The following is a 14,264-nucleotide window of genomic DNA, read 5'->3' as shown; positions in this document are numbered from 1 at the left end:
AAGGCTAGTTTGCGTTTCACCCGATTTACCGTAAGAGGATTACCGAAGGTAAATCGGCAAATGGCATTGGTTATTATGGCATGGAATATGAAAAAATTGACCAATAAGATTGGCCAATTTTGTGAATATCAATTTAATCTAAAGGAAAAAATAGCGAAATCCAATTTTCTTAAATTGAATTTCGCTATCTTTATAATTGAGACTGTTTATTTAATACTTATGTCACAGCCTTTTGTTATATTCGCATCAAAACAAACGAGTTACGACGCGAAGCTAATTCGAAAATCTCCGAATCTATGCTCCGCGATCTGTTCGCTTTTCTGTTTCCACCACGCTCGTTTTTTACGCTTTGTCACATCTTCTTTTTGATTATAAAACGAACAAAAAAACAATAACTACATAATTTATCACTGGATTATATGTCAAAATTTGACATATACGAATGATGATTAAAATTTAAAGTAATTGTAATATTTCTCGATTAAACGTTTTATGTAATTGGACAAAACATTATAAATTCAACGAATCAGCCCCCTAATATCGATGACAATTTTTTTGTTACCTAAAAATTATTAAGTATGAAATTTAAAATCCACATTTTCAGAATATTGACATTTGTAAATGTTGCGGTATAACTATTTTGAGACAAATAGATTTAGTTTAATGAATTGAATAGGAGTAGGGATTGTTATGAAAAAGAAAACAATTACTGCAATTGCCTTAGGTGCCGCAGCAGTTACTGCTGGAATGGCAACTGGCAATGCTTCAGCAAATAACGTTTCAACTAATAATTCACAAATTGAAACATCTGCAAAGAAAGCAACAAGCCAAAATCAAACAAAGGCTTCATCAGAATCAGAAGCTAAAAGCGATTCAGTTGCAACGGCTACTGCTTCAAAAGCAAGTTCAGCAGCCGCAAAGTCTTCAGCAACTGCAAACTCAACTTCTGCTGAAAGTAATTCACAAGTTGCAAACAGTCAATCAACAATGAGCAATGCAACTTCTGAAGCTTCAACAGGTTCAATGAGTACTCGCGGCGCTGCTTCGTCATCAAATGGTGCAACAAGCAATCACTCATCAAGCAAGAGTTCAAAGAATGAAAGTTCAGCAAGTTCTGCCAAGGCAAGCTCAACAGCATCACAATCAAGTAATGAAGCTGCAGTTAACCCTGAAACAGCCGGCTTCCAAGCACACGGAACCCAAGCAAATGAACATAACATTCCTGCAATGGTTAAGAAGGAAGCTGCTCAAAATAAGGAAAAGTTTGAACAACAACTTGTAAATCCTGATGCTCGGGCTGCATATGACAAGTTAAATGCCAATGCGAAGGAAATCGCCCAAGCAGCAAATATCGACTTGGCTAAATTAACTCACCAAGAAATTGACGCATTAAACAGCGTTAAGATGGATAGTACTCCAGAATCAGGAACCGTTACATATACAGATTATGCTGATATTGCAAAGGACATGATCAACCGGAATCCACAATATGCAATTCCGCAATTTGATCCAAGCACGATCAAGAACTTTCCAGCAGCAACAACTGCTGATGCTGAAACTGGTAAGGTTGAACCGCTTGATATTTGGGATTCATGGCCAGTAATGAACGCTAATACGGGTGCAGTTACAGATTGGAACGGTTACCAATTAGTCTTCGGAATGGCCGGAAGTCCATCAAATAACAGAGATAACCACTTGTATCTTTTCTACACCAAGTATGGTGACGAAAACTTCAATGATTGGAAGTGCGCAGGTCCTGTCTTCGGCTTTGGTCAAAACTCAGTTCACCAACGCTGGTCAGGTTCTGCTTGCGTCAACTCAGACGGAACGATCCAGTTGTACTATACAGATGTTGATACATCAACTGGTCACAATGACCAACGAATCGCAACGGTAACCTTGACATTGGGTGTAAATAATGGCCAAATTTCAATCGTTAACCGGCAAAATGAAAAGATCCTCTTTGCAGGCGATGGAAAGCTTTACCAAACATTTGCCCAATTCGAACAAGGCAACATGAACGTTGATAACTTCTGCTTACGTGACCCGCACATCTTCGTTGATAACGGTCAACGTTACTTAGTATTTGAAGGTAGTACCGGTTCAGATAACTACCAAGGCATGGATCAAATCTATAACCTTGGAAACTACGGTGGTGCAACAATTGCTGACGACGTTAATGACATGTTCCAAATCATTAACAACAGCGATATGACAGCTCGTGGTTCATACGCTAACGCTGCAATCGGAATTCTTAAATTAGGCGGAACGGAAAAGGACCCAACAGTTGCTCAAATTTATGCTCCGTTAGTTCAAGCACCATTGGCAACTGATGAAATTGAACGGCCAGACATTATCAAGATCAACGGCAAGTACTACTTGTTTGATGATGCACGTTTGAACCGTGGAACAAATGACCCATCATGGCAAGCTGCTGACAAGGCTGTTGGTGACAATGTTATCATGCTTGGCTTTGTTTCAGACCACTTAACATACGGTTACAAGCCATTGAACGGCACAGGAGTTGTCTTAACAGCAACTGCCAATGCTAACTCAAGAACTGCAACCTATGCTTACTATGCTGTTCCGATCCTTGGTAAAGATGGTCAACCAACAAACTATGTTTTGATCACTGACTACATGACAAACCGGAACTGGGTTGCTGGTAAGGGTAATGATGCAACATGGGGTCCAAGCTTCATCGTTGAAATCATGCCAGACGGTACAACTCGGGTTGTTCCAGGCTCAGTAACAAAAGAACAAGGTGTTTGGGTATTAGATGGCGATACCGAATTTGCACCAATTTACAATGGCTCAGCTGTTAAGGTTGTAAGCAACAAGAAGAATGGTGCAAACGGTCAAAAGAACGCTGAAAAGATTTACTACGACGCTCAAAAGAGGAACTTAGTGGTTTCACGGGCAAATGCTAATGAAGTTCAAGCTGACACTGTTCAAAGTGTTCGCATGGCTAACAAGGCAAATGCAACCAAGAGCGCAAAGAACACATCTGCAAACGGATTGCCACAAACTGGTGAAACAACTTCAAACAAGACAGTTTGGGGAATGATTTCAATGGCAATGGCAAGCATCTTGGCAGCATTCGGATTTGCTGACAAGAAGCGTCGCGGATAAAATTCGATGATTTAATATTTGAAGGACTTGGCCAGATGGTTGAGTCCTTTTTGATTAGGAAAGGATTGTTTGATAATGAAGTATTGTTCAAATTGCGGAAGCAAACTGCCTGAGGATGCTGAATTTTGTACTGAATGCGGGCAAAGGGTCAATTCTGCTCCGCAAACCCAACTGCAAGCTCAGGCAAAAGCCAAGAAAAAGTGGGGACCAGGTAAGATTATCTTAACGGTTATTGGAGTAATTTGTGTTCTCGGAATTGCGGGTTTTATGGGAATGCGGGCTTATTATTCCCAACTGGATCATTTTGTTCCAGATAGTCTTTGCGGATTAACGCTGAAAGTCGAAAGCGGCGAAGTGAAGACGATTTTTGGAAGTCAGTCATTTTCGCAAAAGCAGCTTAACGATTTTAGTAAAGACTTTGACGACTGCGCATATGCATTTGGAAGTGACGGTTCAATTGCCGAATACGAAGGCAAATACGGTGACAGCTTTAATGCTGATGCATATGTTAAAAAACACAGCTGCGGCAGTTATACGGTCGGGAAAAACTCCATTACGATCAATGATAATAGTGAAAGTTCACCAATTAAGCTTGAAATTACGAATATGACCAAGAGCAACGGTAAATTTCACGGTCAATTTAAGGCAACGGTCAGTTGTGATGGTGGAACGGCCGTTATTCGTGGAATGGCAACGTTCTGGCTGGCGGCGGATTAAATGAAAATTCGGCAACGATAATTAAAAAATTATTATTGTCGAATTTTTTATTTTATTAAGGCTTAAAAACGCTTTAATGGCCGTTAAATGCGAATTATTAGTTCCAAAATAAATATTGTAATTTGTTTACAAAAAGTTTAACCTTTAACGTTTTAATCAAAATTAATTGAATTTATGATATACTATCAACAGTTATGCTTGGAAATAGACTTCCCAAGCTTTAAAGGGCGTTAGAGGGATAAGTAATTTCCAAAAAGGAAGTGAAAATTTTTATGTCAAAGAAGACAATCGGTTGGGTCATTGGGTCAATTGTCGTTCTTGGAGCTGGCGGCTATGCATTAGCCCGTTATAACACGGACAGTATGGCACACGTAATCTATCAAGAGGTTACGCATACCGAATCGACAGCTGCAAGTTCTTCAACGGCGAAGGAAGATTCCGTAAAGGTAGTTACCGATACGGATAAAAAGCCGGCGAAAGCAACGACAGGCAAGACTCAATCTGCAAGTCTAAATGATATCCAGAAAATCTTATCAAGTAAAAATTATACCGGTGCCTATGTAATTTCAGAAAATGGGAAGATTTCTCAAACTGATTTTACAGGGAAGAATGCTAACCAAATGAACGGTAAGTTCTACTTGGCAACTGATACGGAAAACATGCTGACGGCAGCAGCAATTTTGCATTTGGTTGATCAAGGCAAGTTGAAGTTATCAACGCCGATCAGCAAGTATTTCAGTTCATTGTCAACTTCAAATAAGGTTACGGTTCAAACCCTTTTGGACATGACATCGGGCTTATCAAATGATTCAGTTCCAAGTAATCAATTAACAAATGTGTTGAATTGGAATATTGATCACGCTGAAGCAGGTTCAACGGGACAGTATAATTATCAGGAAATCAACTATGTATTACTTGAAGGCATTGTTTCACAAGTAACAAATCAATCATATCAAGACTATATTACCAAGACGTTCTTGCAACCAAATGAATTGAGTGAGGTTAAATTTGCTTCACAAGTTGATAGCAGTAAGATGGCAACACCGTATAACAACGGCCAGCCAGTATCAGACCCGACATTGGCAAAGGCGATGAATAGCCAAATGGGTCAAAATCAATTGGTTGCATCGCCATGGAACTTATTGAAGTTAACGCAAGTCTTAGTTAAGGAATATGGCAATAATCCAAACTTTATCAGCAGTCAGCCAACCGGTCGATTGATCAAGAGCGGCGACATGTACTATGTTTCAGGCGGAATTGTCGGATACCGGACCTCAATTGCAATCAGCAAAGATGGCAAGAAGGGAATCGTATTGATGAGTAACGATTCAAACGGAAAGGATAATTTAACTTCGCTTGTTAAAGAAGCATATGGTAAATTGAAATAACTTTTAGGAGGCATACTCACATGAACGAGGCGAATAGCCAACAAAATTCATCGAATTTTTTAGACATAAATAAAATCTTAGCAGTTTTAAGAAAAAGAAAGAAAACAATTATTATTAGCACTTTAGTATGTGCGTTTTTAATGCTTTTTATGTCTGTTTTTGTAATTTCACCAAAATATAGTTCAAGTACAGATATCCTGGTTAATCGAAAAGTAGACAACCAAGTTAACGCTCAAGCACAGTTACAAGCTGATGTTCAAATGATTAGTACATATAAGGATATTATTACTAGCCCAACTATTTTAAATGCTGTTAGCACCCAATTAAAGGATCAAGGATTTAACATGACGCCTGCTAATATTAAGAGTTGTATTAGTATCAGCAATCAGCAAAATTCACAAGTGTTTACAGTTGCTGTCAAAGCTAAGAATCCACAATTAGCAGCTGCAATTGCTAATACGACTGCAAATGTATTTAAGGTTAAGGTAAAAAAGATCATGAGTGTAAATAATGTATCTATTTTATCTAAAGCAGAAGAGAATCCAAAGCCAGTATCACCAAAAGTTGTATTAAATACTTTAATTGGATTGATTGTTGGATGTGTGCTTGGATTATTCTTGGCATTTATCTTTGATAGCATGGATCGAACAATCACTGATGAATCATTTATTACTGAAGAATTAGGATTAAATGATTTAGGAATTATTAATGAAATTCCAGCAAATAAAGTTAAACGGATGATTTCATCAAAGCGAATTGCTTCACGTGGAACGAGAAAACGGAGGGTTTAGTTAATGGGACTTTTTGATCAGTTTAAAAAGAATAAAACAAAACTTGACGAAGACAGTATGAAGTATGGGGTCGCATTAATTACCCGTGACGATCCAAAGTCTGGAATTTCAGAACAGTATCGGACAATTCGGACAAACTTGAAATTTTCATTCTTAGATCCAGACTTCAAGATTTTGGCGGTAATGTCGGCCCTTCCGTCTGAAGGAAAGTCAACGGTCAGTGCGAACTTAGCGGTTACCTGGGCGGAAGAAAAGAAACGGGTGTTGTTAGTCGATGCCGATTTACGGCGGCCAACAGTTCATCAAACTTTTGGAGTATCAAACCGTTATGGCCTTTCAAACATCATTACGTCTTCATCAAGTACGGTTAATGTTTCTGAAATGATTGATAAAACAGAAATTGAAAATCTAGATGTTTTAACAAGTGGGCCGACACCGCCAAATCCTGCGGAATTGTTAGGGTCAAATAGATTAAGTCAATTATTGGATTTCTTAAGAGAAAAATATGATTTCATTATTTTAGATGCCCCGCCGGTTGATACCGTTACTGATGGTCAAATTGTTGGAACCCGGGCAGACGGAGTTGCCTTGGTTACTCCTCAAGGAATTGCAACCAAGGATGCCGTTATGCGGGCCGTTAAACTTCTTCAACGGGTTAACGCCAACATTTTGGGAGTTATCATGAACCGGTTTACTGCTCAAGAAGCGGGCGGATACTATGGCGGATATTATGGTAACTATTACGGTGGCAGTTATTATGGGACCGACGATTCTTCTTCACGAAAAGGATCGAAAAAAAGAGGTAAAAAATAATGACATTAGTTGATTTGCACTCACATATTTTGCCTGGGGTTGATGATGGTTCACCAGACCTAGAAACATCCTTAGAGTTAGCACGGGAATCAGTTGCAGATGGGGTAACCCACATGTTGTTAACCCCGCACCATATGGATAGTAACTATGTTAACCATAAAAGGGATGTAATTGAAAAGACAAACGCTTTTCAACAGGTTCTTGACCGGGAACAAATTCCATTAAAGGTTTTTCCGGGACAAGAGGTTCACTTAACGGAACATTTGGTCGAAGCAATCGATCATGATGATATTCTGTATGCTGACGCGGATAATCGCTATATCATGTTGGAACTTCCGCATACGCATGTCCCGGAATATTTCATGCGGAATATTTTTCCGGAACTGCAGGCTCGCGGAATTACGCCGGTAATTGTTCACCCTGAACGGAATCAAGGAATCCAACGTGATCACCAATTGTTATACGACATGGTAAAGGCTGGTTGTCTGACACAATTGACAGCTAACAGTTATCTAGATACGTTCGGGGAACAGGTTACCCAGTTAACACAAGAAATTATTGATGCAAATCTTGGCTCAACGTTCTCTTCAGACGTTCATGCATATAAGGGAAGACGCAGCCGAATGAATGCGGCTTATCAAAAATTAGTTGATAATGACCGCGACAAAGCAGTTACATATACTGAAAATGCCAAGGCAATTTTAAACGGTGAAGATGTTCCGATGCCGGGCATTCAAGAGATTCGTACAAAGAAAAAGAGTTTTTGGGACAAACTTTTTAAAAGTAAGAAGTAAAGTGAAAGGACGACTATATTCATGAGTAATGTATTGATCACAGGTGGTGCAGGTTTTGTAGGGTCAAACCTTGCAGATCGGTTAGTAGCACAAGGGGACAAAGTTACAATCGTTGATGATTTATCAATGGGGTTAGTTGAAAACATTCCGGATTCAGATTTAGTAACATTCTACGAAGAATCAATTACAAATAAGGAATTCATGGAACACTTATTAGTAAAGAACAAATTTGACTACATTTACTTGTTTGCCGGGGTTGCCAGTGTTGCCGATTCAGTTGCACGGCCATACGAAACCCACCAGGTAAACCAAGAAGCAAATGTTTTCTTGTTAGAAGTTATTCGGAAGCGTAAATTACCGGTAAAGAAGATCTTATTTGCATCTTCAGCAGCGGTTTACGGTGATGATCCACAACTTCCAAAGACAGAATTATCACGGATCAAACCATTGACGCCATATGCAATCGATAAGTTTGCTTCAGAACGTTACATGATCGACTATGGCAACTTGTATGATCTTCCAACCGTTGCAGTACGGTTCTTCAATATCTTCGGGCCAAAGCAAAACCCATCTTCACCATATTCAGGAGTAATCTCAATTATTACGGATTGCATTCGGGAAGGAAAGACATTCAACCTTTACGGTGATGGTGAACAAGTCCGGGACTTCGTCTACATTGATGATGTTATCGATGCATTGCTGCTGTTGACTCGGAGCGATAAAGCAGCTGAAGCTCACGGCACATATAACATTGCTGCCGGAAAGAAAACAAGTGTTAATGATATGATCGCAGCATATGAAAAAATTACGGGCAAGAAACTTGATATTAACCAAGAAGCTGCACGGCAAGGCGACATCAAGTACTCATATGCTGATATCAGTAAGTTAGCAGGTCTAGGTTACAAACCAGCTTACAACATTGAAACTGGTTTGGAAAAGTATTGGGAATATATCAATAAATAAGAGGGTTGTAGGATCGTGAGAACTAATAGTGTACCAAAGGGAATTTCACGGGTTCGGCGTGCGAGCCGGGTTCGTCCAATTGAACGCCAAGCATTAAAGAAGAAAAAGGTTGAAGCAACCAAGAAAGTTGCAACCAACTATTCATACGAAGATAAACTTAAAGAACCAATTAAGAGCGATTATTTACCGGTTAAGCGGTTGTTCGACATTTTGTCAGCCAGCGGATTAATGGTTGCTACCAGTCCGGTTGTGTTGCTTTTCGGAATTTTAGTTAAGTTAGAAACTCCCGGAAGCATGTTTTACAGTCAAGAACGCGTTGGATTAATGGGCAAGCGGTTTAAGGTAACCAAGTTGCGTTCAATGTATACGGACGCTGAAAAGAATAGCGGGGCTGTTTGGGCATCAAAGAACGATTCACGGGTGACAAAGGTCGGAAAGTTTATCCGGAAAACGCGAATCGATGAACTTCCGCAATTATGGAACGTTATCAAGGGTGATATGAGTATGATCGGCCCGCGCCCAGAAGGCCTGAATTAACCGAAAAGTTCAGTAAAGAAGTTAAGGACTTCGAACAACGGTTACGGGTCCTTCCTGGATTGAGCGGTTACGCCCAAGTCCACGGAGGATATGATGTTACCCCTGAAGAAAAATACAAGTTAGACAAGTATTACATGGATAATATCAGTTTAAAGGAAGACTTAAAGATTATTCTCGAAACAATTCGCGTTGTTTTGACAGGTGATGGAGCAAGATAATGGAAAAAATTTCAGTTTTAATGTCAGTTTACCGGAAAGAAAATCCTGAATATTTGAAAAAATCAATTGATAGTCTTTTAAAACAGACATTAGATCCAAATGAAATTGTAATTATTAAAGATGGTCCATTAACATCGGAATTAAATCATGTGTTGAATAATTATTTAAAAGATTATCCAACACTTTTTAGTGTATATGAATTTAAAGAAAACCACGGCTTGGCATATGCCCTTGCATATGGGGTTCAACATGCAAAGTATGAATACATTGCGCGAATGGATTCGGATGATGTCGCAGCGACGGACCGGTTAGAAAAGCAATTAAAAGCAATGGTCAAAGATAACTACGATATCTATGGCGGACAAATTGAAGAATTTGAAACAGAAACCAAAGAGATCATTGCAAAGCGGGAAGTTCCAACTGATTTATATCACATTAAGGAATTTGCTCACCGGCGCAATCCGATGAATCACATGACCGTAATGTTCCGTCGAAGTAAAATCCTTGAGATTGGAAATTATCATGGAATCAATGGCTTTGAAGATTACGAGTTATGGGTGCGTGCAATTCAAGCCGGTTATAAGCTAGGAAATAGCGAAGATGTGTTTGTGTATGTTCGAGCAGGCCATGATATGATGAGCCGGCGGGGCGGATTAAGTTATATTAAGAATAATTTTGAAGCTCGGAAAGCATTCAAACAAAGCGGTTTTTATAATTCAAAGGACTTTTTGATAACGACGGTTGGAATTGCGGCAACAAGCTTAATTCCTGATAAGTTAAGATATTTTGTTTACTATAAGTTGTTAAGAAAATAGTGGAGAGTAGTATATGGTAGTATTAATATCATTTTTATTTATTTTAATGGTGATATGTTTGCCAGTTATTGGAGGAATTGTTTCTTTTGGAGGAGCTTTTCTTTTAAATAAACGGGCAGCTAGAGTTTGCTTAGTTGTATCAGTTTTTACACTAGGAATTCTTTCAATTCTCTTTGTTCCGTTTGTTAGAAATGATTTGTATCGTTATTTCCAAACGATGCAATCAGTTCAATACTTACAAAATTTACACCAGTTTTTTGAGTATGCAAAAACAGATCCAATTTTGCAATATCAAAATAATCCATTATTTAACATACTTGAATTTGAAATTGCGAAAACTCATCATTTTTATTTTTTGCCATACATTGATACGATTGTTTGCTATACATGTGTTTTATATCCAATCTTTGATTTAAAAGAACACGGGAAAGTATCAAATGTATTTTCATTATGGCTTGCTATCGGTGGAGTGTCTACATTCTATTTCTTTTACATTTTAACGTATATCAGATGGGTTATGGCATGTGCGTTATTTGTTTTAGTTTCATATCTATATTTCTTCAAATTAAAAAAAGCAAGGTATCTTTGGCTTTATTTAATTCCGGTTTTCTTCCATACTGGAATAATTTTAGCTGTTTTAATTGCAATTTATATTGCATTATTAAAACGAGTAAAAATCAGTAGCTTAATCATTCCAATTCCATTTTTTGTGTTAATTCTTGTGTCATCATTAGTATTGAATGTGTCAGGTGGTTCAAGTAATATAATTTTTAAATTAGTTGGAATGTTACAAAGTTATACTGTTATTGCTAAACCTTCTGATTTTTCAGACTGGGTAGTGTTTATAGCTAATTTAATTGGTACGTGGATTCTAGTAGTTGTTGCACTGTATTTTGCTATGAATGGAAATGAAAAGTTAAAGAATAAATTTACGGCATTAACAGTATTAGAATCGCTATGCTATGCTTTCTTGTTAACTTCGATCCAAATAACAGAGCGGTATAGTTTGATTATATCAATGCTTGCAATAATTACATTAATTGAAAACTTTAATAATTTAAACAATAAAAATAGAGTTTTGCCAATGATTCTCATTTCGTTTAGTATTTTGGTCAAAATCTATGCGGCATACTTAAAATTCAAAGGAATGCAATTCTCAATTCCTTTATCTAAGGCCATGTTTGCCAACGTTTTCTTCTATATTAGTGAATTATTAAAGAATGCACCGACTTACTTCTGGTGGGGAAATTAAAAGTAGATTAGGAGAGTTAAAATGTTAACTTATGCATCGGTTATTGTTACTTTTAATCGAAAGGCGTCTGTTCGAGAAGCGTTGTTACGTCAATTTAATCAGACGGTTCAAGCTCAAAAAATTATTGTAGTGGATAACGCCTCTACAGATGGAACACATGAATACATTGAAGATATTTTACAGAGTCATGCAGAGCAAGTAAAATATTTGCGATTGGATGAAAATTTAGGTGGATCAGGCGGCTTCTACTATGGAATGAAAGAAGCATTGAATGAGCATACTGATTTAATTGGAATTTCAGATGATGATGCTTCGTATGATGAAGATTATTTTGAAAAAATTATTAAAGCAGCGGAAAATAATCCCAAAGATATGGCCTTTTGCGGCGCAATGTATGATCATGGGGAAATGACGGCTGAGACAGCAGGAACTGCCAAACATTTATTAAGTGATAATACCTTAAAGTTTCAATGGGCGACAAAGGATGAGTATCTTAATGGAGATTTTTACGTTGATAATTGGTCATTTGTTGGACCGGTATTTCGCTCAAAACTTGTTGAACAAATTGGCCTGCCAAATAAAGATTTCTTTATTTGGTTCGATGATTCAGAGTACGCAGTAAGGATGCATCAACTGGGTTACAAATACCATGTAGTGGTTAATGCACATATTAATTTAAACTCTGATGTTAAAGCTGCTCAGGTTCCACTTTGGAAAAAATATTATGGGTTTAGAAATGAAATTTACACAATAAAGAAGTATGGAAAAAATAAAATCATTTCAGACACATACCCGTTCTATATGCTCCTAAGAAAGTATGCTTCAGTTTATTTAAAAAATTCAGAATTTAAGGGCCGCAGGGGCAAAGCTTTAAAAATCTTTACGAAGGCGTTTAATGATGGAATGGGTAATAGACTTGGAAAAAGTATTGATCCAGCAAATAAGGGTAAGTATTAAGAGTGGGGTTTCCAAATGAAAGTATGTTATATCATAACGACTACGACTAATTGTGGACCAGTTAATGTTGTTTATAACATGTTAACTGAATATAGAAAATTTAACGTTATTCCTACAATCGTTACATTAAAACCTGATGACTCTCAGAAATCTCGTCAAAAAGATTTTGAGAAATTAGGTGTAAGAGTTAAGCATTTTTTTGATTTAAAAACACAAAAGAAAGATATTCTAGATTTCATTGAAAAAGAAAAGTTTGACGTAGTTCATTCACATGGGCTAGTACCAGATTATATTAATAGCTATCTAGAAAAAAAAGAAAAGGAAAAAATTTTCCATATTACCACTCTTCATAATTATCCATTTGATGATTATGTAAAATCAAAAGGCTTTTTATTTGGAAACGCAATGGCCGTTTTACAACTTACGGCAGTGAAAAACTTATATAAAGTTGCTTGTTCTAAGTCAATTTGTTCTGATTTTAATAAGATTGGAATTAAAACTGATGTTATTCAAAATGGAATAATTTTTCCAGACAAATTAGTAAGACAAAAAAAGAGCAATCAGAAGCCAACGTTTCTTTATTTAGGAAGAATTCACAAACGGAAAAATGTTGAATTTTTAGTTAAATATTTTCAGTTTCATCCAGAATATGATTTCTGGATCGTGGGTGATGGGGCCGAATATGAAAATATAAAGGAACAATGTGCTTCGATTGCAAATATTACAGTATTTGGGAAAACAGAAACGCCAAATGAATTTTATCAGAAGGCGGACTACTATATTTCTGCTTCAACATCTGAGGGGTTACCATTATCAGTATTGGAAGCAATGTCGAATGGACTTCCATGTATATTGTCTGATATTAACCCACATAAAGAAGTTATGGACCCTGATAAAGGAGTAATTTTTAAGAATAATGACATCGATGATTTAGATGAAGCAATAAAAAAGGTTATTGATTCTGAATTTGATGCTACTAAAATTTTTGAGGAAACTAAATCAAAATTCGATACTGAAGTAATGATGTCAAATTATGTGGATTTATACGAGAAACAGGAGAAACATGTATGATTATCTCAACTGAACAATTGGAAAAATTACATCAAGTAGAGTTGAAGGCACTGCTAAAGTTTGATCAGGTATGTCGAAAATATAATCTTCAATATACTTTAGATGGTGGAACATTGCTTGGCGCAATTCGTCATAAAGGATTTATCCCGTGGGATGATGATACGGATGTATGCATGCTTAGAGAAGATTTTGAAAAATTAAGATCAATTCCTAAAGAAGAATGGGGAAATGATTTCTTTTATCAATCACATGAGACTGATCCTAACTATAAATATACGTACGATAAGTTACGGGTGAATGGTACATTTTTTGGTGAAAAAGCATTGGACCATACGGGAATAAAAAATAACGGAATCTTTTTAGATATTTTTCCTTTAGATGCGGTTCCAGATGATGCAAGGCAGAATAAACAAATTTTTGATTTTGAGTTATTAAGACTTTTATTCATGTCAAAGTACATCAATATTGATTATCGCCATGGATTTGAAAAGAAGGTTGCTAAAACTATTCGAGTTCTTTTTAAGGGTGTAAGTACTGAAAAAATGTTCAATGCAACTGAAAAAATCATTAAGAAATATAACAATCAAGGATTCACACGGAACCGTTCTTTTGCAAGCTTTAATTTGAAAAATAATGTGTATGACAGTAGCTTCTTAGAGGAAACCTATGATGCAGAATTTGAAGGATATAAGTTCAAGGTTTCAAAGCATTATGATGAAATTTTGACTAACTTGTACGGTGATTATATGAAATTACCTCCAAAAGAAGAAAGAATCAACAAGCATGAAGTTACAGGATTGATTGTTTAATAAGGAG

At 36.9% G+C, this 14,264-nt stretch carries 12 protein-coding genes and 1 pseudogene; all 13 read left to right on the top strand.

The features are described 5' to 3' along the window. The first annotated feature begins 690 nt into the window (after positions 1 to 690). The 13 genes and pseudogenes from A3O17_RS05910 to A3O17_RS05850 all read left to right on the top strand — a co-directional run bounded on the left by A3O17_RS05910 (position 691) and on the right by A3O17_RS05850 (position 14,257). A complete protein-coding gene (locus tag A3O17_RS05910; protein WP_064212714.1) occupies positions 691 to 3,132 on the top strand; it encodes a glycoside hydrolase family 68 protein in 2,442 nt (813 codons plus the stop codon). 75 nt (positions 3,133 to 3,207) lie between these two features. Beyond that, entirely contained in the window at positions 3,208 to 3,849 is a 642-nt protein-coding gene (locus A3O17_RS05905) for a zinc-ribbon domain-containing protein (protein WP_064212715.1), read from the top strand. A gap of 272 nt (positions 3,850 to 4,121) precedes the next feature. Then, positions 4,122 to 5,237, top strand: a complete 1,116-nt coding sequence (locus A3O17_RS05900) for a serine hydrolase domain-containing protein (protein ID WP_064212716.1) — start codon at positions 4,122 to 4,124, stop codon at positions 5,235 to 5,237. 20 nt (positions 5,238 to 5,257) lie between these two features. Next, on the top strand, positions 5,258 to 6,028 hold the full coding sequence (locus A3O17_RS05895) for a YveK family protein (RefSeq protein ID WP_064212717.1): 771 nt from the start codon (positions 5,258 to 5,260) through the stop codon (positions 6,026 to 6,028). A gap of 3 nt (positions 6,029 to 6,031) precedes the next feature. After that, a complete protein-coding gene (locus A3O17_RS05890; protein WP_064212718.1) occupies positions 6,032 to 6,841 on the top strand; it encodes a CpsD/CapB family tyrosine-protein kinase in 810 nt (269 codons plus the stop codon). Next, on the top strand, positions 6,841 to 7,635 hold the full coding sequence (locus A3O17_RS05885; protein WP_064212719.1) for a tyrosine-protein phosphatase: 795 nt from the start codon (positions 6,841 to 6,843) through the stop codon (positions 7,633 to 7,635). Before A3O17_RS05890 ends, A3O17_RS05885 begins: the two co-directional genes overlap by 1 nt. A 21-nt stretch (positions 7,636 to 7,656) precedes the next feature. Continuing rightward, positions 7,657 to 8,598, top strand: coding sequence for an NAD-dependent epimerase/dehydratase family protein (locus A3O17_RS05880; protein WP_064212720.1), 942 nt, complete (start codon positions 7,657 to 7,659; stop codon positions 8,596 to 8,598). A 78-nt stretch (positions 8,599 to 8,676) separates the two neighbouring features. Further along, positions 8,677 to 9,353, top strand: a pseudogene (locus A3O17_RS05875) (sugar transferase). Beyond that, positions 9,353 to 10,168 carry a glycosyltransferase gene (locus A3O17_RS05870; protein WP_064212721.1) on the top strand — a complete coding sequence of 272 codons (816 nt, stop codon included), beginning with the start codon at positions 9,353 to 9,355 and terminating at the stop codon, positions 10,166 to 10,168. Before A3O17_RS05875 ends, A3O17_RS05870 begins: the two are co-directional and overlap by 1 nt. Before the next feature lie 13 nt (positions 10,169 to 10,181). After that, positions 10,182 to 11,420, top strand: a complete 1,239-nt coding sequence (locus A3O17_RS05865) for an EpsG family protein (RefSeq protein ID WP_064212722.1) — start codon at positions 10,182 to 10,184, stop codon at positions 11,418 to 11,420. 21 nt (positions 11,421 to 11,441) lie between these two features. Further along, positions 11,442 to 12,377, top strand: a complete 936-nt coding sequence (locus tag A3O17_RS05860; protein WP_064212723.1) for a glycosyltransferase — start codon at positions 11,442 to 11,444, stop codon at positions 12,375 to 12,377. Positions 12,378 to 12,392: 15 nt separating this feature from the next. Then, the gene (locus A3O17_RS05855; RefSeq protein ID WP_064212724.1) at positions 12,393 to 13,448 is read left to right on the top strand and encodes a glycosyltransferase family 4 protein; all 1,056 of its coding nucleotides are present in this window, start codon (positions 12,393 to 12,395) and stop codon (positions 13,446 to 13,448) included. Further along, positions 13,445 to 14,257 (top strand): LicD family protein, encoded by an 813-nt coding sequence (locus tag A3O17_RS05850; protein ID WP_064212725.1) that lies wholly within the window; start codon positions 13,445 to 13,447, stop codon positions 14,255 to 14,257. Before A3O17_RS05855 ends, A3O17_RS05850 begins: the two co-directional genes overlap by 4 nt. Positions 14,258 to 14,264 lie beyond the last annotated feature (7 nt).

The organism is Ligilactobacillus aviarius, assembly GCF_001654615.1.
Lineage (GTDB): Bacteria > Bacillota > Bacilli > Lactobacillales > Lactobacillaceae > Ligilactobacillus > Ligilactobacillus aviarius_B.
The sequence above is the reverse complement of the archived record's forward strand: the minus strand, read 5'-3'. Positions and strand labels throughout refer to the sequence as shown.

Bases quoted from the DNA above. Each gene is read 5' to 3' on its own strand.
- A3O17_RS05880 (WP_064212720.1), top strand. From the start codon at position 7,657: ATGAGTAATGTATTGATCACAGGTGGTGCAGGTTTTGTAGGGTCAAAC.
- A3O17_RS05870 (WP_064212721.1), top strand. From the start codon at position 9,353: ATGGAAAAAATTTCAGTTTTAATGTCAGTTTACCGGAAAGAAAATCCT.
- A3O17_RS05850 (WP_064212725.1), top strand. From the start codon at position 13,445: ATGATTATCTCAACTGAACAATTGGAAAAATTACATCAAGTAGAGTTG.
- A3O17_RS05855 (WP_064212724.1), top strand. From the start codon at position 12,393: ATGAAAGTATGTTATATCATAACGACTACGACTAATTGTGGACCAGTT.
- A3O17_RS05900 (WP_064212716.1), top strand. From the start codon at position 4,122: ATGTCAAAGAAGACAATCGGTTGGGTCATTGGGTCAATTGTCGTTCTT.
- A3O17_RS05890 (WP_064212718.1), top strand. From the start codon at position 6,032: ATGGGACTTTTTGATCAGTTTAAAAAGAATAAAACAAAACTTGACGAA.
- A3O17_RS05860 (WP_064212723.1), top strand. From the start codon at position 11,442: ATGTTAACTTATGCATCGGTTATTGTTACTTTTAATCGAAAGGCGTCT.
- A3O17_RS05895 (WP_064212717.1), top strand. From the start codon at position 5,258: ATGAACGAGGCGAATAGCCAACAAAATTCATCGAATTTTTTAGACATA.
- A3O17_RS05865 (WP_064212722.1), top strand. From the start codon at position 10,182: ATGGTAGTATTAATATCATTTTTATTTATTTTAATGGTGATATGTTTG.
- A3O17_RS05885 (WP_064212719.1), top strand. From the start codon at position 6,841: ATGACATTAGTTGATTTGCACTCACATATTTTGCCTGGGGTTGATGAT.
- A3O17_RS05905 (WP_064212715.1), top strand. From the start codon at position 3,208: ATGAAGTATTGTTCAAATTGCGGAAGCAAACTGCCTGAGGATGCTGAA.
- A3O17_RS05910 (WP_064212714.1), top strand. From the start codon at position 691: ATGAAAAAGAAAACAATTACTGCAATTGCCTTAGGTGCCGCAGCAGTT.